At 42.3% G+C, this 22659-nt stretch carries 6 protein-coding genes; 5 read left to right on the top strand and 1 reads right to left on the bottom strand.

The window, feature by feature from the left end; translation table 11 throughout:
- The first annotated feature begins 663 nt into the window (after positions 1 to 663).
- From HWV03_RS12030 to HWV03_RS12010, 5 genes are all read left to right on the top strand, one after another.
- Positions 664 to 8901 carry a type I polyketide synthase gene (locus HWV03_RS12030; protein ID WP_211676127.1) on the top strand — a complete coding sequence of 2746 codons (8238 nt, stop codon included), beginning with the start codon at positions 664 to 666 and terminating at the stop codon, positions 8899 to 8901.
- A gap of 164 nt (positions 8902 to 9065) precedes the next feature.
- Positions 9066 to 11636: a PfaB family protein gene (locus HWV03_RS12025; RefSeq protein ID WP_211676126.1), complete on the top strand. Its 2571-nt coding sequence runs from the start codon at positions 9066 to 9068 to the stop codon at positions 11634 to 11636.
- Between the two features lie 112 nt (positions 11637 to 11748).
- Entirely contained in the window at positions 11749 to 17634 is a 5886-nt protein-coding gene (locus HWV03_RS12020) for a beta-ketoacyl synthase N-terminal-like domain-containing protein (RefSeq protein WP_211676125.1), read from the top strand.
- Positions 17635 to 17819: 185 nt separating this feature from the next.
- Positions 17820 to 19460, top strand: coding sequence for a PfaD family polyunsaturated fatty acid/polyketide biosynthesis protein (locus HWV03_RS12015; RefSeq protein ID WP_211676124.1), 1641 nt, complete (start codon positions 17820 to 17822; stop codon positions 19458 to 19460).
- A gap of 245 nt (positions 19461 to 19705) precedes the next feature.
- Positions 19706 to 21775: an alpha-amylase gene (locus HWV03_RS12010; protein WP_211676123.1), complete on the top strand. Its 2070-nt coding sequence runs from the start codon at positions 19706 to 19708 to the stop codon at positions 21773 to 21775.
- Here HWV03_RS12010 and HWV03_RS12005 read toward each other — a convergent pair.
- Entirely contained in the window at positions 21772 to 22572 is an 801-nt protein-coding gene (locus HWV03_RS12005; RefSeq protein WP_211676122.1) for a PEP-CTERM sorting domain-containing protein, read from the bottom strand. The genes HWV03_RS12010 and HWV03_RS12005 overlap by 4 nt on opposite strands.
- Positions 22573 to 22659 lie beyond the last annotated feature (87 nt).

The following is a 22659-nucleotide window of genomic DNA, read 5'->3' as shown; positions in this document are numbered from 1 at the left end:
TTTTCACATGTACTTACTCGTTATATCAGGATTAAATATGGCCATTGGTGCATCAAAGATGCTGAGCATTTAGTCTATTAATCATTATTTATGATTGAATTCTGACTGCGTCGCAGCGGTTATGTAATTTAATGTAAGCTTCTGCTTATTTATTACGGCGTTTATTCTAAAAATACATGCTAATAATGAGAGGTTACGCAGATTTAAAATTAATTATTTGCCACCGGTGTATTTTAGAAAAATAGGTTTTTAGCTTAAAAGAGATGTTTATTACTGAATATCTAGTTAAAATTGGGTAAATGTGAATAAAGATGCATTATTTTATAATGCTAAATCTGCTATTTTCAGTTATCCCCTGATCTGATGAGTCTGACTTAAGTGAAATAGAGTATATTTGAGTTGGTTTTTAATCCTGTGTATATTATTGCAGATGTAAATAATACTATGCTGGCGTTGGACGATTAAGTTCAGTGCTGACTATTGGGATAAAATTTAAAACAATTAACTCTACCGAATTTATTTTATGTGAAATGAAATGACGGTAGATTTTTTTCGCACTTTAAGAGTACACTTGTACGCTCAAGTGGTTAGCTTAGTGTCCAAATGGACGTTTAATGAGCATTGTTTTTAGTGCAGGAAGATCCTTACAGGAGCAATAACACAATGGCTAAAAAGAACACCACATCGGTTAAGCACGGCAAGGATGTGTTAAATAGTGACGAGCAACAGTTAAATTCACGTTTGCAAGAATGCCCAATTGCAATCATCGGTATGGCATCGGTTTTTGCTGACGCTAAAAATCTGGACCAATTCTGGGATAATATCGTTGATTCCGTTGATGCCATTATCGATGTGCCTAGCGACCGCTGGAATATTGACGACCATTATTCGGCAGATAAAAAAGCAGCAGACAAGACATACTGCAAACGCGGTGGTTTTATTCCTGAATTAGATTTTGATCCGATGGAGTTTGGCCTGCCGCCAAATATCTTAGAGCTAACTGATATCGCTCAACTGCTGTCGTTAATCGTTGCACGCGATGTATTAAGTGATGCTGGCATTGGTAGTGATTATGACCATGATAAAATTGGTATCACTTTAGGTGTTGGTGGTGGTCAGAAACAAATTTCACCGTTAACCGCTCGCCTGCAAGGCCCAGTGTTAGAAAAAGTATTAAAAGCCTCAGGTATTGATAAAGATGATCGCGAAATGATCATCGAAAAATTCAAAAAAGCTTACATCGGTTGGGAAGAGAATTCATTCCCTGGTATGTTAGGTAACGTTATTGCTGGTCGAATTGCTAATCGCTTCGACTTTGGCGGTACTAACTGTGTGGTAGATGCGGCGTGTGCTGGCTCCCTCGCAGCAATTAAAATGGCGATTTCAGACCTACTGGAATACCGTTCAGAAGTGATGATCTCGGGTGGTGTATGTTGTGATAACTCACCATTCATGTATATGTCATTCTCAAAAACACCTGCGTTTACCACCAATGATGATATTCGTCCGTTTGATGACGATTCGAAAGGTATGCTGCTGGGTGAAGGTATTGGCATGCTGGCGTTTAAACGTCTGGAAGATGCTGAACGAGATGGCGATAGAATCTATTCTGTATTGAAAGGTATCGGTACGTCTTCTGATGGCCGTTTCAAATCGATTTACGCACCGCGCCCAGATGGTCAAGCTAAAGCGCTTAAACGTGCTTATGAAGATGCGGGTTTCGAACCTGAAACATGCGGTCTTATTGAAGGTCACGGTACGGGGACGAAAGCTGGCGATGTGGCGGAGTTTAGTGGTCTAACTAAACACTTTGGTGCAGCGAGTGATAAGAAACAGCACATTGCATTAGGTTCGGTTAAATCGCAAATTGGCCATACTAAATCTGCGGCTGGTTCTGCAGGTATGATCAAAGCAGCATTAGCACTGCATCATAAAATTTTACCCCCTACTATTCATATCGATAAACCAAGTGAAGCCTTGGATATCAAAAATAGCCCGATGTATTTAAACAGTGAGACGCGTCCTTGGATGCCACGTGAAGATGGTATCCCACGCCGTGCGGGTATTAGCTCATTCGGTTTTGGTGGTACTAATTTCCATATTATTTTAGAAGAGTATCGTCCGAGTCATGATAGCGCATATCGCTTAAACTCAGTCTCGCAAACAATACTTATCTCTGCGACTAACCAACAAGGTATTATCGCAGAATTAAATAATTGGCGTACTAAACTGGCGGTAGAGGCTGACCTTCAGGCATTTGCGTTTAACGATTTAGTGACTACCTGGCCGTTGAATACGCCATCAGTAGATCAAGCGCGTTTAGGTTTTGTTGCACGTAATGCAAACGAAGCCATTGCTATGATTAATGCGGCGTTGAAACAATTCAGCGAGAATGGAGATAAAGCAACATGGTCAGTACCAACGGGGATCTATTATCGCCAAGCGGGTATTGATGCCAATGGTAAAGTTGTCGCGTTATTTTCCGGACAAGGTTCGCAATATGTGAACATGGGCCGTGAGTTAACTTGTAACTTCCCAAGCATGATGCACAGTACAGCTGCAATGGATAAAGAATTCAGTACTGCTGGTTTAGGTCAGTTGTCTGCAATCACTTATCCGATACCAGTGTACACTGACGCTGAACGTAAGTTACAAGAAGCGCAATTGCGTTTAACTCAACATGCACAACCTGCGATTGGTTGTTTGAGCGTTGGTCTGTTTAAAACGTTCCAACAGGCAGGTTTTAAAGCTGACTTTACCGCTGGTCATAGTTTCGGTGAATTAACGGCATTATGGGCTGCTGACGTATTGAGCGATAGTGATTACATGATGTTGGCACGCAGTCGTGGTCAAGCAATGGCGGCGCCAGAGCAACAAGATTTTGATGCTGGCAAGATGGCGGCTGTCGTGGGTGACCCACTGCAAGTTGCGGAGATCATCGACGCGATTGATGATGTGTCTATTGCTAACCACAACTCTAATAATCAAGTGGTCATTGCTGGGCCGAGTGAGCAGGTGGTTGTTGCTATTACAGCGCTCGGTAATACTGGTTTCAAGGTTGTTCCACTGCCTGTATCAGCTGCGTTTCATACTCCATTAGTCGGTCACGCTCAAAAGCCATTTTCCAACGCGGTTGATAGCACTAAGTTTAAAGCGCCGACAATTCCAGTTTTTGCTAACGGCACAGGTTTAGTTCATTCAAGTAAACCGAACGAAATTAAAAAAAGCCTGAAAAAACATATGTTGGAACCTGTCCATTTCAATCAAGAAATTGACAATATATATGCAGACGGTGGCCGTATATTTATCGAGTTTGGTCCGAAGAATGTGTTAACCAAATTGGTTGAGAATATTCTTAATGATAAATCTGATGCTGTAGCTATCGCTGTAAATGCGAATCCAAAACAACCTGCCGATGTGCAAATGCGTCAAGCTGCCCTGCAGATGGCCGTTCTTGGTGTTGCGTTAGAAAATCTTGACCCGTACGATGCGGTTAAGCGTCCATCAACTGCGCCTAAAGTGTCACCTATGTTGATGAAACTGTCTGGTGCATCGTATGTGAGTCCGAAAACTAAAAAAGCATTTACTGATTCGTTAACTGATGGCTGGACGGTGAAACAAGCAAAGGCTACTCCTGTTGCTGTTCCACAGCCTAAAGTGATTGAAAAGATCGTTGAAGTCGAGAAAATAGTAGAAAGAATCGTTGAAGTCGAGAAGATTGTCTACGTTAATGCTGATGGTTCACTTGCATCTAAAAATAATAGCAACGGTGTTAACGATCATGTTAACAGCGCTGTTATTAACAATACTGATGCCGATCTTGTTGCTTCTATCGAGCGCAGTGTTGGCCAGTTTGTTGAACACCAGCAGCAATTATTAAATGTGCATGAGCAGTTTATGCAGGGACCACAGGACTATGCTAAAACAGTTCAATCGGTACTTGCAGCGCAAACTAGCAACGAATTACCGGAAAGTATAGACCGTACACTGGCTATGTATAATGAGTTCCAATCTGAAACTCTGCGTGTGCATGAAACTTATCTGAACAATCAGACGAGCCATATGAATACCATGCTCACTGGTTCTGAATCTAGCGTTATAGCAACGTCTGTTACTCCTGCATTGAATACGCCACAACAGCCAGTACAAACTGCATCGCTAATAACTCCGGTTGTTCATGACAAAGTGGCAAGTCCTGTTGCTGTAAATACAGTGACAAATGTTGCATCTAATGTTGCATCTAATGTTGCATCGAATGCAGCAAATAGTGCAGCCGTTGCAGTGCAAACTGTGGCATTAACGCCTGATCCTGTGAGTTCTCCTGCGGTTGCTGCTACACCTGCACCTGTATTGGTTGCTGTCGTGGCTGAATCAGTTCTTATACCTGAGGTTGTCGTTCAATCGAGTATCGATGTAGCAACGATTAACAAGGTGATGTTAGACGTTGTGGCTGATAAGACTGGTTATCCAACAGACATGCTTGAACTAAGCATGGATATGGAAGCTGACTTAGGTATTGATTCAATCAAACGTGTAGAAATCTTAGGTGCAGTACAGGAAATTATCACTGATTTACCTGAGCTAAATCCTGAAGACCTAGCTGAATTACGCACCTTAGGTGAAATCGTTATTTATATGCAGAGCAAGGCTCCTGTAGCTGAAAGTGTAGCTGCGGCAACGATAGAATCTATAGACGCTGTAGCTCCAAGTTCAACGTCAGCTATCGATTTAAACCACATCCAAACAGTAATGCTGGATGTTGTGGCTGATAAGACTGGTTATCCAACAGACATGCTTGAACTAAGCATGGATATGGAAGCTGACTTAGGTATTGATTCAATCAAACGTGTAGAAATCTTAGGTGCAGTACAGGAAATTATCACTGATTTACCTGAGCTAAATCCTGAAGACCTAGCTGAATTACGCACCTTAGGTGAAATCGTTATTTATATGCAGAGCAAGGCTCCTGTAGCTGAAAGTGTAGCTGCGGCAACGATAGAATCTATAGACGCTGTAGCTCCAAGTTCAACGTCAGCTATCGATTTAAACCACATCCAAACAGTAATGCTGGATGTTGTGGCTGATAAGACTGGTTATCCAACAGACATGCTTGAACTAAGCATGGATATGGAAGCTGACTTAGGTATTGATTCAATCAAACGTGTAGAAATCTTAGGTGCAGTACAGGAAATTATCACTGATTTACCTGAGCTAAATCCTGAAGACCTAGCTGAATTACGCACCTTAGGTGAAATCGTTATTTATATGCAGAGCAAGGCTCCTGTAGCTGAAAGTGTAGCTGCGGCAACGATAGAATCTATAGACGCTGTAGCTCCAAGTTCAACGTCAGCTATCGATTTAAACCACATCCAAACAGTAATGCTGGATGTTGTGGCTGATAAGACTGGTTATCCAACAGACATGCTTGAACTAAGCATGGATATGGAAGCTGACTTAGGTATTGATTCAATCAAACGTGTAGAAATCTTAGGTGCAGTACAGGAAATTATCACTGATTTACCTGAGCTAAATCCTGAAGACCTAGCTGAATTACGCACCTTAGGTGAAATCGTTATTTATATGCAGAGCAAGGCTCCTGTAGCTGAAAGTGTAGCTGCGGCAACGATAGAATCTATAGACGCTGTAGCTCCAAGTTCAACATCAGCTATCGATTTAAACCACATCCAAACAGTAATGCTGGATGTTGTGGCTGATAAGACTGGTTATCCAACAGACATGCTTGAACTAAGCATGGATATGGAAGCTGACTTAGGTATTGATTCAATCAAACGTGTAGAAATCTTAGGAGCAGTACAGGAAATTATCACTGATTTACCTGAGCTAAACCCTGAAGACCTAGCTGAATTACGCACCTTAGGTGAAATCGTTACCTATATGCAGAGTAAAGTGGAGTCTCCGGTTGTAGCTGACATTACTAATACAACGGCTAATACTGTAATAACTGCCGAGATTGATTTAGACCGTATTCAAAACGTGATGATGGACGTTGTTGCGGATAAGACGGGTTACCCTGCCAACATGCTAGAGCTTGCAATGGACATGGAAGCGGACCTTGGCATTGACTCAATTAAACGCGTTGAAATTTTAGGTGCAGTACAAGAAATCATTACTGATTTACCTGAACTAAACCCAGAAGATTTAGCAGAGCTGCGCACACTAGAAGAAATTGTTCTTTATATGCAGAGTAAAGCCATGCCAAGCAAGGTGACTGGCAGTATCGATTCTGAAAATGCTGTTTCGGATGCATTTATGCATGACAGTGTTGCAACGATTACTGCAGCGTTAGAGCCGAAAGCTGAATTTCAACCAGCACCGAGTGCTACGGTTGCGATTACACGATTAAGCTCAGTCACTAAAATCAGTCATGATACTAAAGGTGCTAACGCCCTAATCGTCGCTGACGGTAGTGATAATGCGGTGCAATTAGCGGATGAATTAATTAAATCTGGCTGGAATGTAACTGCATTGCAACCGAGTTGGATCACAACTGACAGCACAAAAACGTTTGCTAAGTCAGTGAGTGTGGTTACGTTAAACGCCGTTGATGAAACTGAAATTGACAATATCATTACTGAAAATGCGCAACTTGATGCGGTTATCTACCTGCATGCAAGCACTGAGATAAGCCACATCGAATACCCGCAAGCATCTAAGCAAGGCTTAATGTTAGCGTTCTTATTAGCTAAATTGAGCAAAGTAACTCAAGCAGCTAAAGTACGCGGCGCTTTCATGGTTGTTACTCAGCAAGGTGGTTCATTAGGCTTTAGTGATAAACCTGAGCGAATAAAAAGTGACTTAGTGCAAAGTGGTTTAAACGGCTTAGTTAAAACACTATCACACGAATGGGATCACGTATTCTGTCGTGCGGTAGATATGCCTACGTCATTAACTGCAAAGCAAGTGGCAAAAATTGTTAGTGATGAACTGCTTGATGCTGACACCACTTTAATTGAAGTTGGTTATCAGCCTGCAGAGAAAAATGGCGTTGAACGTGTCACTTTAACTGACGTTGTTACTGATAGTTACGGATTAACCGCAGGTAATAACATTGATGCTAATTCGGTATTCTTGGTTAGTGGTGGTGCTAAAGGTGTGACTGCACATTGTGTTGTTCGTATTGCTAAAGAATATCAAGCTAAGTTCATCTTATTGGGACGTTCGAAGTTCTCAACTGATGAGCCTAATTGGGCACAGGGTATTAGCGATGAAGCTGCGTTAAAGAAAGCCGCGATGCAGTCTTTGATTGCTGCTGGTGATAAACCAACACCGGTGAAGATCGTACAATTGCTCAAACCTATCCAAGCTAATCGTGAAATAGCACAAACTTTAACAGCCATTACCGCAGCGGGTGGTCAAGTTGAGTATGTTTCTGCTGATGTAACCAATGCAGTAAATGTACAGGCCGCTGTGAAACCAGTTATTGCTAAATTTGGTGATGTTACAGGTATTATTCATGGCGCAGGCGTTTTAGCCGACCAATTTATTGAGCAAAAAACACTGAGCGATTTTGAGTCTGTTTACAGCACCAAAATTGACGGTTTGTTATCACTGTTATCAGTGACCGAAGCAAGTAACATCAAGCAATTGGTATTGTTCTCGTCAGCCGCGGGTTTCTACGGGAACCCTGGGCAGTCTGATTACGCAATGGCCAATGAGATCTTAAATAAAACTGCCTATCGTTTTAAATCATTGCACCCACAAGCGCAGGTCCTGAGCTTTAACTGGGGTCCTTGGGATGGCGGCATGGTCACGCCAGAGGTGAAACGTATGTTTGATCAACGTGGTGTATATATTATTCCACTTGATGCGGGCGCGCAGTTGTTACTGAGTGAGTTAGCAGCGAATGATAATCGTTGTCCACAAATTCTAGTGGGTAATGATTTATCAAAAAATGTTGAGAATGATGTAGAGAGTAATACTGTAAAAAAGCCACGAGTTAGTTGTTTATCAGATGCTTTCGTCATTAAAAGCATCAAAGCAACTAACAGTGATTTTCAGGCTAATAGCTATAATTTTCAGGTGAACGATAATCACTTTTTAGCTGACCACATGATCAAAGGCAATCAGGTATTACCTACGGTTTGCGCGATTGCCTGGATGAGAGATGCGGCACTGGCGACTTATAGTAAACGAGACTGTACATTAAAATATGTCGGTTTCGAAGACTATAAATTGTTCAAAGGGGTGGTTTTTGATGGCAGTGAGGCGGCGGATCACCAAATCCAATTGTCGCCTGTGACGACTGGTTCCGAGCTGGAAGGTGTAGTCCGTATTGCGGCAAAAACCTTTAGCCTGAAAAGCGATGGTAAACCTGTGTTTCACTATGCAGCGACGATATTATTAGCGACTCAACCGCTAGACGCTGTGAGGGTTAATCTGCTGTCATTAGCGACGGATGTTGGTAACAACGCTGTTAGCAACAAGTCGGTTGATGAAGCACAAGCATTATATAGCAATGGCACTTTGTTTCATGGCGACAGTCTGCAGGGTATTAAGCAGATATTACGTTGTGATGAGCAAGGACTATTACTGGCGTGTCAGGTCACGGACGTTGCAGCTGCGAAGCAGGGGGCATTCCCCTTGGCAGCTAACAACATTTTTGCTAATGACTTGGTTTATCAGGCTATGTTGGTATGGGTGCGTAAGCAATTTAACTTAGGTAGCTTACCTTCTGTAACCGCAGCTTGGACAGTATATCGTGAAGTGGCTGTTGATGAGCTGTTTTATTTGCAACTTAAGGTTGTCGAGCATGATCTGTTGACATCTCGAGGTAGTAAAGCCTGTTGTGATATTCAATTAATCAGTGCCGATATGCAATTACTTGCAGAAATTAAATCTGCACAAGTCAGTGTGAGTGACATTTTGAATGATATGTCTTGAGCCTGTAAATAAATAATCTTAATTGTAGGCGTCATAGTTATCATGGCGTCTACTTTTATTAATTAGTTTCATTATTAAATATTAATAGCTAAAAGCGGTTGGCTTAAATTCCAGTTTCCAGCGTTTTTAGCTATTACTATTCGAAATAGGATATTACAAAGAATATGACGGAATTAGCTGTTATTGGTATGGATGCTAAATTTAGCGGACAAGATAATATTGATCGTGTTGAACGTGCTTTCTATTTAGGCGCTAGTATCGGCAATAACGCCAGTATTAGCACCAGCGGCATTAGCGATGCTGATAAGAAAAATAGCACTTCGGCGACAGTGTTAACGTCTGTGGCGTTATTAGCAGAAACTAATCAGTTGCAGATGGCGAATATAGCGGTATTGCTTATTGCTGATACCAACAGTTGTGTTCACGAGCTGATTGTTGAACAAGTCGCGCAGCAGTGCGCGAGCTGTGTTGTTATTACCGAACTAGGCCAAGCACTGAAGCAAGCAACTGATTTAGTCAATAACCAAGACTGCGCAGTCGCTGTGATCGGTATTAATAATGCCACTGCTGTTGGTCATGGCTGTGTCAGAATTGATACTGCAGAAGCACCCGTGGCGACAATCAGTTTTGATGAAACATTTAGTGGTTATGCCAGTGTTACAGGGGTCGCCAGTTTACTTATCTCCTCAACAGATTTCGCTCGTGTTAATCAATGTTATGTTTATACCAACATTAAAGGCTTCGCTCAGTTGGCTGTAAACAGTGAACTAAATGTTCCAAACATTGCTAATACCGCACGCCTCGCATTACAGAAAGCTCAAATCAAAGCAGAGCAGGTTGGCCTATTAGAAGTCACAGCAGACTCTAAATCTGAATTGGCGTTATTTGAAAGCCAGGGGTTAATGTCTGCTTATAGTAATACGCAAAGTTTACATACTGCATTAAGCTGTGCGCGCAGTGTGACTGGTGAAAGCAGCTATTTCTCACAGGTTGCGGGTTTATTAAAAGCAGTTATTAGTTTACATCAGCGCTATATACCAGCTATTAAAGACTGGCAACAACCTATCCAAACACAAATGTCACAGTGGCAGCGTTCGCCATTCTATATACCAGTTGATGCTAGACCTTGGTTTCCACATGAAGATGGTAGCGCTCATGTCGCCGCTTATAGTTGCGTTGCTCACTCCTTATCAAAACAGGGCTACTGTCACGTAATTCTACAAGAAAACAAGGTCAAGATTGCAGGCCAAGACCATCCGGTTAGCGATGTGCGCAGTAATGGTTTTTTTGCCGCCAGTGACTTAGCTCTGGTTATTATTCAAGGTGATGACGAAGCGCAATTACGCAGTGAATTAGAGCGTGTTGCCGGTCAATCAATGACGACCGGTATTAAGAAAATAGCGACGGGTTGTTATGTTCGTAGTGATAGCAACAAAGTTTATAGCGCAGTGCTCATTGCTGAGACAGCCGAAGAGTTGAGTAAAGAGATCACGCTTGCGTTCGCTGGCATTAGCAGTGTATTTAATGATGCGAATGTCAGTGAATGGAAAACCCCTAAGGGCAGTTATTTTACTGGGCAGCCAGCTAACCGCGGAACAGACCACTGTACACAAGGTGGTATTGCATTTTTATACCCTGGGATTGGCGCTACTTATGTTGGTTTAGGCCGTGATCTATTTCATTTATTCCCACAAATTTTTCAGCCCGTTGCGGCCTTAGCGGATGACATAGGTTCGAGTCTTAAAGATACCTTACTTAATCCACGTAGCATTAGTCGCCATAATTTCAAACAGCTTAAACAGCTGGATCTAGATCTACGCGGCAACCTAGCCAATATTGCCGAAGCAGGTGTTGGTTTTGCTTGTGTGTTTACCAAGGTGTTTGAAGAAGTATTTGCGGTTAAAGCAGATTTTGCCACGGGTTACAGCATGGGTGAAGTGAGTATGTATGCAGCATTAGGATGCTGGCAACAACCGGGGCTGATGAGCGCACGTCTTGCACAGTCAAATACCTTTAATCATCAGCTTTGTGGTGAATTAAGAACCCTACGCCAGCATTGGTGTATGGATGATGTTCCAGACGGTACTTTTGAACAGATCTGGGAAACGTATACCATCAAGGCGACTATTGAACAGGTAGAGATTGCAGCTGCAGATGAAGATCGTGTGTACTGTACCATAATCAATACGCCAGATAGTTTATTACTGGCTGGTTATCCAGAAGCTTGCCAGCGGGTGATCAAAAAATTAGGCAAACGGGCGATGGCATTAAATATGGCCAACGCGATCCACTGTGCCCCAGCTTATGCCGAATATGACCATATGGTTGAGTTATATCATATGGATGTCACTGAACGTATTAAAACCAAAATGTATTCAAGCTCATGTTATTTACCTATTCCACAACGCAGCAAAGCGATCTCACACAGTATTGCTAAATGCTTGTGTGATGTGGTGGATTTTCCGCGCTTAGTGAATACCTTACATGATAAAGGCGCGCGGGTATTTATTGAGATGGGGCCTGGACGCTCGTTATGCAGCTGGGTAGATAAGATCCTAACCCATGAGAAAGATGATAGTCGCCATGTATCCGTCCCTGTGAATGCTAAGGGCACCAGTGATGAACTGACTTATATTCGCGCGATTGCTAAATTAGTTAGCCATGGCGTGAATTTGGATTTAGATAGTTTGTTTAACGGGTCAATCCTTGTTAAAGCTGGCCGCCTCGATTGTTAATACATGACGCTTTGCTAGTGCGGGCTGATAATTAAAAAATCAGTAAAACAAGGTAGACAGTCCAGGCGGGGTGTTCTCCGTCAGTTGAAATATGGATTTAAAGAGAGTAATTATGGAAAATATTGCAGTAGTAGGTATTGCTAATTTGTTTCCGGGCTCACAAGCTCCGGATCAATTTTGGCAGCAATTGCTTGAACAACAAGATTGCCGCAGTAAAGCGACAGCTGTTCAGATGGGCGTTGACCCTGCTAAATACACCGCTAACAAAGGTGATACAGATAAGTTCTACTGTGTTCACGGTGGTTATATCAGTGATTTTAATTTTGATGCATCTGGTTATCAACTCGATAGCCGCTATTTAACGGCATTAGATGATCTAAATCAGTGGGGGCTTTATGTTACTAAACAGGCGCTTGCAGATGCAGGTTACTGGGGTAGTGATGCGTTGGCAAATTGCGGGGTTATTTTAGGCAATCTGTCATTCCCAACCAAGTCATCGAATCAGCTGTTCATGCCGTTATATCATCAAGTTGTTGATAATGCGTTAAAGTCAGTATTACATCCAGATTTTCAATTAACCCATTATACGGCACCGAAACAAACACATGCAGATAATGCCTTAGTCGCTGGTTATCCAGCGGCTTTGATCGCCCAAGCTGCGGGTTTAGGTGGTTCACACTTTGCACTGGATGCGGCTTGTGCGTCATCTTGTTATAGCGTTAAATTAGCTTGTGATTACCTGCATACCGGTAAAGCTGACATGATGCTAGCTGGTGCGGTATCAGCAGCAGATCCTATGTTTGTGAATATGGGATTCTCGATTTTCCAAGCTTATCCAGGCAATAACGTTCACGCCCCGTTTGATAAAAATTCACAAGGTTTATTTGCCGGTGAAGGCGCGGGCATGATGGTATTAAAACGTCACAGTGATGCAGTACGCGATGGTGATAATATTTACGCCATTATTAAAGGCGGCGCATTATCGAATGATGGTAAAGGTGAATTTGTATTAAGCCCAAACACCAAGGGTCAGGTATTAGTTTATGAACGCGCTTATGCGGATGCCGGTGTTGACCCTGCGGCTGTTGATTATATCGAGTGCCACGCTACCGGTACCCCGAAAGGTGATAATGTTGAATTACGCTCGATGGAAACCTTCTTTAGTCGGGTAAATAACAAACCGCTGTTGGGCTCGGTTAAATCAAACCTTGGTCATTTGTTAACGGCAGCTGGTATGCCGGGCATGACCAAAGCTATGTTAGCACTGGGTAAAGGCCTTATTCCAGCCACGATTAATCTGAAAGAACCACTGCAGTCTAAAAATGGTTACTTTACTGGCGAGCAGATGCCGACGAGTACTGTGCCTTGGCCTACTTCTCACGGGTCAAAAACGACTGGCCCACGAACAGCTGGTGTCAGTGTCTTTGGTTTTGGTGGCAGTAACGCCCATTTGGTATTACAACAACCAACACAAGCGCTTGAATCTAACTTTGGGGTTGCTAAGCCCCGTGAGCCACTGGCTATTATTGGTATGGACAGCCATTTTGGCAGTGCGAGTAACTTAGCGAAGTTCAAAACCTTATTAGATAATAACCAAAGCACCTTCCGTGAGTTACCTGAGCAACGCTGGAAAGGGATGGAAAGTAACGCTAACGTTATGCAGTCGTTACAGTTAACCAAAGCGCCTAAAGGTGGCTATGTTGAACAGCTAGATATTGATTTCTTGCGCTTCAAAGTGCCACCAAATGAAAAAGACTGCTTGATCCCACAACAATTAATGATGATGCAAGTTGCTGACAATGCTGCGAAAGATGCAGGACTCGTTGAAAGTAGTAACGTTGCCGTGTTAGTTGCTATGGGTATGGAACTGGAATTACACCAGTATCGTGGTCGTGTTAATTTAACAACACAAATTGAAGACAGTTTATTACAACAAGGCATTAACTTAACGGTTGAGCAACGTGAAGAACTGACTAATATTGCCAAAGATGGTCTCGCCTCTGCCGCGCAGCTAAATCAGTACACCAGTTTTATTGGCAATATCATGGCGTCACGTATTTCGGCGTTATGGGATTTCTCTGGCCCTGCTATTACTGTATCGGCTGAAGAAAACTCGGTATATCGTTGCGTCGAATTAGCTGAAAACCTATTTCAAACCAGTGATGTTGACGCGGTTATTATTGCTGCCGTTGATTTGGCCGGGTCAATTGAAAACATTACTTTACGTCAGCACTATGGACCTGTAAGTGAAAATGGGCCTAATAGTAAAGATGTAACCAGCAACAACATACTTGATGAGCAGCAATGGCTGGTGGGTGAGGGTGCTGCTGCTATTGTAGTGAAACCTGTATCTCAAGTTGCATCACAACAAGTTTATGCCAGCATTGATGCGGTTAGTTTTGCATCAGGCTGCGATGCTCAAGCCATTGCGAGTGCAGCGGATAAGGCCTTAACGTTAGCAGGTATCAGTGCTGCGGATGTGGTGTGTGTAGAAGCACACGCCAGTGGTTTCAGTGCCGAAAACAGTGCTGAGAAAGCCGCGTTTTCTCAATTATATCCAAATGTTAATATTAGTTCGGTAAAATCTAATATTGGGCATACGTTTAATGCATCCGGTATTGCTAGTATTATTAAAAGTGCTTTACTGTTAGACCAACAAAGTAGTCAAGAGCAAGCAAGTACCAAACAACAGCAAGCGGTACAACATATTGCGATTAACGGTCTTGGTCGTGATTACAGCTGTGCACATCTTATTTTGTCGACTTCGGAGCACGTTCATCAAGCTGCGCCAGCGCCAATCGGTAAACGACGCCCGCAACTGGTTAAAACTATCAAGCTTGGTGGTCAGTTAATTGCCGAAGCAATCGTGAATAGTGCCAGTTCATCGTTGAATGTGATCAAGGCGCAGTTTGCGGGCAAAGTCTTAACTAAGGTTAACCAGCCTGTAATTATGGATAATGTGATACCACAAGGTATTCGTCCTAATTCAATCAGATCCTCAATCCTTTCCCAACATCAACATACAGCGCAGCCAGTATTGGCTCAGAGCGTTGTTGGAGTGACAGTGAAAAGTAAAGCCAGTACAGAAATTTATCAGCAAGCGTCTACGCATCAGGCATTCTTACAAAGCCGCTTAGCTGCACAGAAAAATCTTTCTCAACTTATCGAACTACAAGCGAAAATATCAGCTGGTTTGCCAGTGCAAGATAGCGTTGAAAGCGCAGCCTCAGAAATAGTGACGCCATTAACGGTAGTACCAACTGTTGTTTCTGAGAAGCCTGTAGTCGCTGCTAATCTGACAAGTGTGGAAGCACAGGTTCAAGCCGAAGCGATACAAGCTGGTTTCCAGATCAAAGGGCCAGTTGGTTACAACTATCCACCATTGCAATTAATTGAACGTTATAATCAACCAGAAAATGTTATTTATGATCAAGCTGATCTGGTTGAGTTCGCTGAAGGTGACATTGGTAAAGTATTTGGTGCAGAGTACAACATCATTGATGGTTATTCACGTCGTGTACGTTTGCCAACCTCGGATTATTTGTTAGTAACACGCGTTACCGAGCTTGATGCTAAGATTAACGAATATAAAAAATCATACATGTGTACGGAATATGATATCCCGGTCGATGCACCGTTTCTTATTGATGGTCAGATCCCTTGGTCAGTAGCGGTGGAATCTGGTCAGTGTGACTTGATGCTGATTTCCTACATAGGTATCGATTTCCAAGCTAAAGGAGAGCGTGTTTACCGATTACTTGATTGTGAATTAACTTTCCTTGAAGAGATGGCTTTCGGCGGCGATACATTGCGCTACGAGATCCACATTGATTCTTATGCACGTAATGGTGAACAGCTATTATTCTTCTTCCATTATGATTGTTATGTGGGTGATAAGAAAGTACTTATCATGCGTAATGGTTGTGCTGGTTTCTTTACTGATGAGGAACTTTCTGATGGTAAAGGTGTGATTCAAAACGATAAAGATAAAGCTGAATTTTCAAATGCAGTTAAATCATCATTTACACCGTTATTGCAGCATGGCCGTTGTCAATATGACTACAGTGATATGATGAAGTTGGTTAATGGTGATGTGGCTGGTTGTTTTGGTCCGCAATATGATCTTGATGGACGTAATCCATCGTTGAAATTCTCATCAGAGAAGTTCTTGATGATTGAGCGTATTACCAAGATCGACCCAACAGGTGGTCATTGGGGATTAGGGCTATTAGAAGGCCAAAAAGACTTAGATCCTGAGCATTGGTATTTCCCTTGTCACTTTAAAGGTGATCAAGTGATGGCGGGTTCTTTGATGTCGGAAGGTTGTGGTCAGATGGCTATGTTCTTTATGTTGTCACTCGGCATGCATACTAACGTTAATAATGCTCGTTTCCAGCCCCTGCCAGGTGAATCGCAAACGGTTCGTTGTCGTGGTCAGGTATTACCACAGCACAACACGCTGACTTATCGCATGGAAGTGACTGCTATGGGTATGGAACCGTACCCATATATGAAAGCCAATATTGATATTATTCTTGATGGCAAAGTGGTTGTTGATTTTAAAAACCTTTGCGTGATTATCAGTGATCAAGACGAAAACTCAGACTATCCAGTAACGCTGCCTAATAATGTGAAGCTGAAAACTCGCACGTCTCCAGCCGTTGTAACTGCTTTAGCGCCAGTGGATGTAGCAGCTAACAGTGCGGTTCTGGACGAACGTGGTATTGAACCATTTAAGTTCCCCGAACGTCCATTAATGCACGTAGAGTCAGATTTGTCAGCACCCAAAACGAAAGGTGTAACGCCGATCAAACATTTCGAAGCGCCAGCGGTTGCAGGACACCATAGAGTGCCTAATCAAGCACCATTCACGCCTTGGCATATGTTTGAATTCGCAACTGGAAACATTTCTAACTGTTTTGGTCCTGACTTTGATGTCTATGAAGGTCGTATTCCACCACGTACGCCTTGTGGTGATCTACAAGTCGTTACTCAGGTTGTTGAAGTGCAGGGGGATCGTCTTGACCTGAAGAATCCGTCAAGCTGTGTAGCCGAATATTATGTACCGGAAGATGCTTGGTACTTCACGAAAAACAGCCATGAAAACTGGATGCCATATTCATTGATTATGGAAATTGCGCTGCAACCGAATGGCTTTATTTCTGGTTACATGGGGACTACCTTGAAATACCCAGAAAAAGACCTGTTTTTCCGAAACCTTGATGGCAGTGGAACATTACTGAAACAGATAGATTTACGCGGTAAAACTATCGTTAACAAATCGGTATTAGTCAGCACGGCAATTGCTGGTGGCGCGATCATTCAAAGTTTTACATTTGATATGTCGGTTGATGGCGAGCTGTTTTATACTGGTAAAGCGGTATTTGGTTACTTTAGTGGCGAGTCTCTGACTAACCAATTGGGTATTGATAATGGTAAAACCACCAATGCTTGGTTTGTTGATAACAATACACCGACAGATAATATTGATGTGTTTGATTTAACTAATCAGTCATTGGCTCTGTATAAAGCACCTGCGGATAAACCCCATTATAAATTGGCGGGCGGTCAGATGAACTTTATCGATACCGTGTCAGTAGTTGAAGGTGGTGGTAAGGCCGGTGTTGCTTATGTTTATGGTGAACGTACGATTGATGCTGATGATTGGTTCTTCCGTTATCACTTCCACCAAGATCCGGTTATGCCTGGTTCATTAGGTGTTGAAGCTGTCATCGAGTTAATGCAAACTTATGCGCTGAAAAATGATTTAGGCGCACAGTTCAGTAATCCACGTTTCATTGCGCCAATGACGAAAGTTGATTGGAAATACCGTGGTCAAATTACGCCGCTGAATAAGAAAATGTCTCTGGATGTACATATTACCGAGATCATTACTGAAGCAGGTGAAATACGTATCGTCGGTGATGCTAATCTATCTAAGGATGGTCTGCGCATTTATGAAGTGAAGAATATTGTATTAAGTATTGTTGAGGCGTAGCGTCTGCTCAATGTTGCATTGGTTAAAGACGCTTAGTAGGCTTACTTTAATCAATATGACCGAGGTGATCCAATTAGGAACACTGTGAACTTATTAGATAATAAACGGAATAGTTCGGCTGTTGAATTCACTATTATTTAAAATGTGAATAAAGTGTTCAGCAGCTGCAAAAATAGGAATGAAGTATGTCGAGTTTAGGTTTTAACAATAGCAACACGATCAATTGGGCTTGGAAAGTCGATCCGGCGTCAGTGCATACGCAAGATGTAGAAATTAAGGCCGCCTTGATGGATCTGGCTAAGCCGCTTTATGTGGCGAATAGTGTTGCAAGTAGTGTCGCTAATAATTCGGGTGTTATGGGTATTACTAACCATACTTCAGTACCTGGTGCAATCAGCAACAATGTTGACGTTGATGTACTGGCATTTGCACAAAAACTTACCCCAGAAGATCTGGGCGATGCAGCTTATAAAAATCAACACGGGGTTAAATATGCCTACCATGGCGGCGCGATGGCTAACGGTATTGCGTCTGTTGAGCTTGTTGTCGCGTTAGGTAAAGCGGGACTGTTATGTTCTTTCGGTGCCGCGGGTTTAGTTCCTGATGCCGTTGAAGATGCAATTCGTCGTATCCAAGCGGAATTACCAAATGGTCCATACGCGGTCAACTTGATCCATGCACCAGCAGAAGAAGCACTAGAGCGTGGCGCGGTTGAACGTTTCCTTAAACTGGGTGTTAAAACAGTAGAGGCTTCAGCTTACTTAGGGTTAACAGAGCATATTGTTTGGTACCGTGCTGCAGGCTTATCTAAAAATAGTGATGGCACTGTTAATATTGGTAACAAGGTTATTGCTAAAGTATCGCGTACTGAAGTTGGCCGTCGCTTTATGGAACCTGCACCGCAAAAGTTACTGGATAAATTATTAGCACAAGGCAAGATCACACCACAGCAAGCGGCATTAGCACTGTTAGTGCCAATGGCTGATGATATTACTGCGGAAGCGGATTCTGGTGGTCATACTGACAACAGACCATTTTTAACGTTATTACCGACTATTATTGGCCTGCGTGACGAAGTGCAAGCTAAGTATAACTTTTCTCCTGCATTACGTGTGGGTGCTGGTGGTGGTATCGGAACACCAGAAGCGGCACTCGCTGCATTTAACATGGGCGCAGCTTACATAGTGTTGGGATCTGTTAATCAGGCTTGTGTCGAAGCTGGTGCATCTGAATATACCCGTAAACTATTATCTACCGTTGAAATGGCCGATGTGACAATGGCACCTGCGGCTGATATGTTTGAAATGGGCGTTAAACTACAAGTATTAAAACGTGGTTCTATGTTCGCTATGCGTGCGAAGAAACTGTATGACTTGTATGTCGCTTATGACTCGATTGAAGATATTCCTGCAGCGGAACGTGAGAAGATTGAAAAACAGATTTTCCGTTCAAACCTTGACGAGATCTGGGCTGGCACGATAGCGTTCTTTGCTGAGCGTGATCCTGAAATGTTAGCGCGTGCGAAAAGTAGCCCTAAGCGTAAAATGGCATTAATTTTCCGTTGGTATTTAGGTCTGTCTTCACGCTGGTCAAATACAGGTGAGAAGGGCCGTGAAATGGATTACCAGATCTGGGCAGGTCCAAGTCTAGGTGCATTTAACAGTTGGGTGAAAGGATCTTATCTTGAAGATTATACCCGCCGTGGTGCTGTTGACGTAGCCTTGCATATGCTAAAAGGTGCCGCGTATTTACAACGTGTAAACCAGTTAAAATTACAAGGTGTGAGCTTAAGCACTGAATTGGCGAGCTATCGCACTAGCGATTAATATCGGTTACTGAAATTAAAATATAAAAAGCCCCCTTTCTTTAGGGGCTTTAATAGAGCCGGACTTTTTGAATTTAGTTTGGCGTTAACTTACAGAATGAACTTTGTTCTTTCGCAGATTCTACTCCCTGTTTAACTAAAACTGTGAGTTGACTAACTATTTGGGGCGTAGTTTAGCAGGATGATGTCTGACCAATGGTTCCGTTTTATTATTATATTAATTAATGGAATAACTTAGGTTTGAAGATGAAATTAAATAAAATAAGTCTTGTACTCATGCTTGTCAGCCCAAGCTTGTTTGCCTCACCCAATCTAACCATCTCAACCAGTACCACTAGTCGAGACTTCTTGCTCACTAGTGAATCTCCGCTGGCGGTGCCACTTACTAAAGCAAGCTATACCTTAAATGTTACTGGAATTGAAGGAAGCTGCATTAAGCCAAAAAAACAAAAGGTAAGGTTTAGTCAACCACTGGCTTTGAATTGTGATTCACCGACTGAACTGTCTATTAAGATCAGATTTAATGGTGATTATGCATTTATATTTGATGCAGAAAATAAAACACTGTTAATAAAACGTCAGCCCAAAAAATCCACTGACAAAGCATTCAAACGTCCTTTACCACAAGTGCAATGTGACGTCTATAAAGGTGGAGAGGTTACTATTAACCTTGCCGATACCTATAAAGATGGCACTCAATTAAAAGATAAACTAAGCGGGCAAGTTGTCACTGTTATTCAACAGCAAGTAACCATTACGCCTGCAATTAATAGTGGGGGATTAATATTATTGGAGCCACTAAAAGGTCAACTCAAAGAAGCTAAATTTAACTGGCGCAACGCAAATATTTATTTTGTTATGATTGATCGTTTTAATAATCAAGATACAAGCAATGATAATAGTTATGGTCGCCGTAAAGATGGAAAAGATGAGGTTGGAACCTTTCATGGTGGCGATTTAAAAGGGGTTATTGAGAAGCTTGATTATATTAAGAGCTTAGGAACAAGTGCTATTTGGCTTTCACCTATTGTAGAACAAGTACGGGGATTTGTCGGTGGTGGTAACGCTGGCTCGTTTCCATTTTATAGTTATCACGGCTATTGGGCTCGTGATTTTACTAAAATAGATGCGAATTTTGGCAATGAAAATGATCTCAAGCGTTTGGTTGAAGAAGCGCATAAGCGGGGTATTAAAGTTTTACTCGATGTCGTCATAAACCACCCCGGATATGCCACCTTAACAGATTTACAGCGTGATCAAATTCCTGTTGTAAACCCTGCTCAAAGCTGGCCTGTACAATGGCGTGATTGGCAACCAAATACGGGCCAAAATTGGCATAGTTTCAATGACAATATTGATTATGATAATGTTGCATGGAGTCAGTGGTGGGGAGGTGATTGGGTTCGTGCCAGTTTACCTAATTATCCAAAACCAGGCTCGAATGACCTAACACTTTCACTTGCAGGCCTGCCAGACTTTATAACAGAATCCACCAAGTCTGTTACCCCCCCACAATGGCTATTAAATAACCCCGGAACACGAGTCATTAGCCGTGATAACTATACTGTAGCGGATTACTTGATCGAGTGGCAAACAGACTGGGTGAAGCGTTTTGGTATTGATGGTTATCGTATCGATACTGTAAAACATGTGTCTGGCGATGTATGGATGCGCTTAAAAGAAGCTGCAACAAAAAGTTTAAATGATTGGCGCGAAGCGAATGATGAAACAGGACAACCATTTTGGATGATGGGAGAGGTATGGGGGCATAGCGCTTACCGTAGCCCTTACTATGATGACGGTTTTGATGCTCTGCTCAATTTTGATATGCAGAAAAAAATGGATGAAGGGGCTCTCTGTTTTAGCAAGATGGCCGATACTTACCAACATTACGCAGATACACTCAAAGAAAAACCCGACTTTAATCCTGTTAGTTATATGTCATCTCATGATACAGAGCTTTTCTTTGGGCGATTTAAATCATTTGAAATGCAGCGGAATGCAGCCAGTGCGCTGTTGCTAAGTCCTGGTGCTATTCAAGTTTATTACGGTGATGAAGTAGCAAGAGATATAGGCGCTTATGCAGATGATTTCCATCAAGGAACTCGTTCTGATATGAATTGGTTATTGGATGCTAACCGCCAGAAATTACTCAAACACTGGCAAACACTCGGGCAATTTAGGCAGGCTCATCCAGCTATTGGTGCTGGGACCCATAAGGAGATTAAGCAACAAAATGGCTATGCATTTTCTCGTACGTTAGGTGGTGATAAGGTCGTTGTTGCATTTGTAGGTAAATCAACTGAGCCTTATTAATTTCGATACTGTTTGTTATATTTTCGTGAGAATAACCCCATTATAGCGAACGCGAAAATGACAAGTGTTGATGGTTCTGGGACTTGTTCCACAGAGAAATTTGGATTAATAACATAACCTAAATCTGCGAACGAATTTATAGTTGTTAAACTAATCGTGGTATTAGGATCTAACCAACCAGTCATTAATTCACTGAGCCCGCCTCCATAAGGCTCATTCCAATGGTAGCCCGCAGTTCCTGGGCCGCCATCTTGTTCTACAGGGACAAATGTCGCTTCTGGATTACTAAGTTGATATGTTTCTAATCCATATTGGCCTATATAATTACCAGCGCTATCTAATAAATCATTTAATGTCGGTCCCCATAAAATACCAAAACCAATGGCATGTGCCATTTCATGCATGACAACATGAAATAGATTTCCAGCTGTTTCTATAGAAAGCAGATCTGCACTATCAATTTGTATCGTCCCCTCTGTGGCATAAACATAGCTAGGAATAAATAAACCATAAGTAATTCCTGTTTTTCCAAGAGTGCCTCCAACACCATCTATATTCTGGCCAGAAGCACTAATATCTAAACCTGGGCCTGGGAACTCATCTCGGTATCCTACGATGAATAACTCCCAAAGATTTTCTGCATCAGAAAAAACAGTTTGTTGTGAGTTAGTTAGGCCACTGTCAAAATTGACTCTTATATCAAAGTCATAGATGGTTCCCGCATTAGCTAAGTTAATAAAGTAGCTAGCAGACAAAGTAATCCCGGCTAGAGCAGCATATATAGACTTTAAATACATTTATATTCCTTTTGAAGCCCCTATGGAAAATAAGGCTGTGATTAGGAAATATTGTTTTGGTATTAATTAAAGATATGCAACAAACGG

Origin of the sequence: Moritella sp. 36, assembly GCF_018219415.1 — a bacterium.
GTDB lineage: Bacteria > Pseudomonadota > Gammaproteobacteria > Enterobacterales > Moritellaceae > Moritella.
The sequence above is the reverse complement of the archived record's forward strand: the minus strand, read 5'-3'. Positions and strand labels throughout refer to the sequence as shown.

Bases quoted from the DNA above. Each gene is read 5' to 3' on its own strand.
- HWV03_RS12015 (WP_211676124.1), top strand. From the start codon at position 17,820: ATGTCGAGTTTAGGTTTTAACAATAGCAACACGATCAATTGGGCTTGG.
- HWV03_RS12010 (WP_211676123.1), top strand. From the start codon at position 19,706: ATGAAATTAAATAAAATAAGTCTTGTACTCATGCTTGTCAGCCCAAGC.
- HWV03_RS12020 (WP_211676125.1), top strand. From the start codon at position 11,749: ATGGAAAATATTGCAGTAGTAGGTATTGCTAATTTGTTTCCGGGCTCA.
- HWV03_RS12005 (WP_211676122.1), bottom strand. From the start codon at position 22,572: ATGTATTTAAAGTCTATATATGCTGCTCTAGCCGGGATTACTTTGTCT.
- HWV03_RS12025 (WP_211676126.1), top strand. From the start codon at position 9,066: ATGACGGAATTAGCTGTTATTGGTATGGATGCTAAATTTAGCGGACAA.
- HWV03_RS12030 (WP_211676127.1), top strand. From the start codon at position 664: ATGGCTAAAAAGAACACCACATCGGTTAAGCACGGCAAGGATGTGTTA.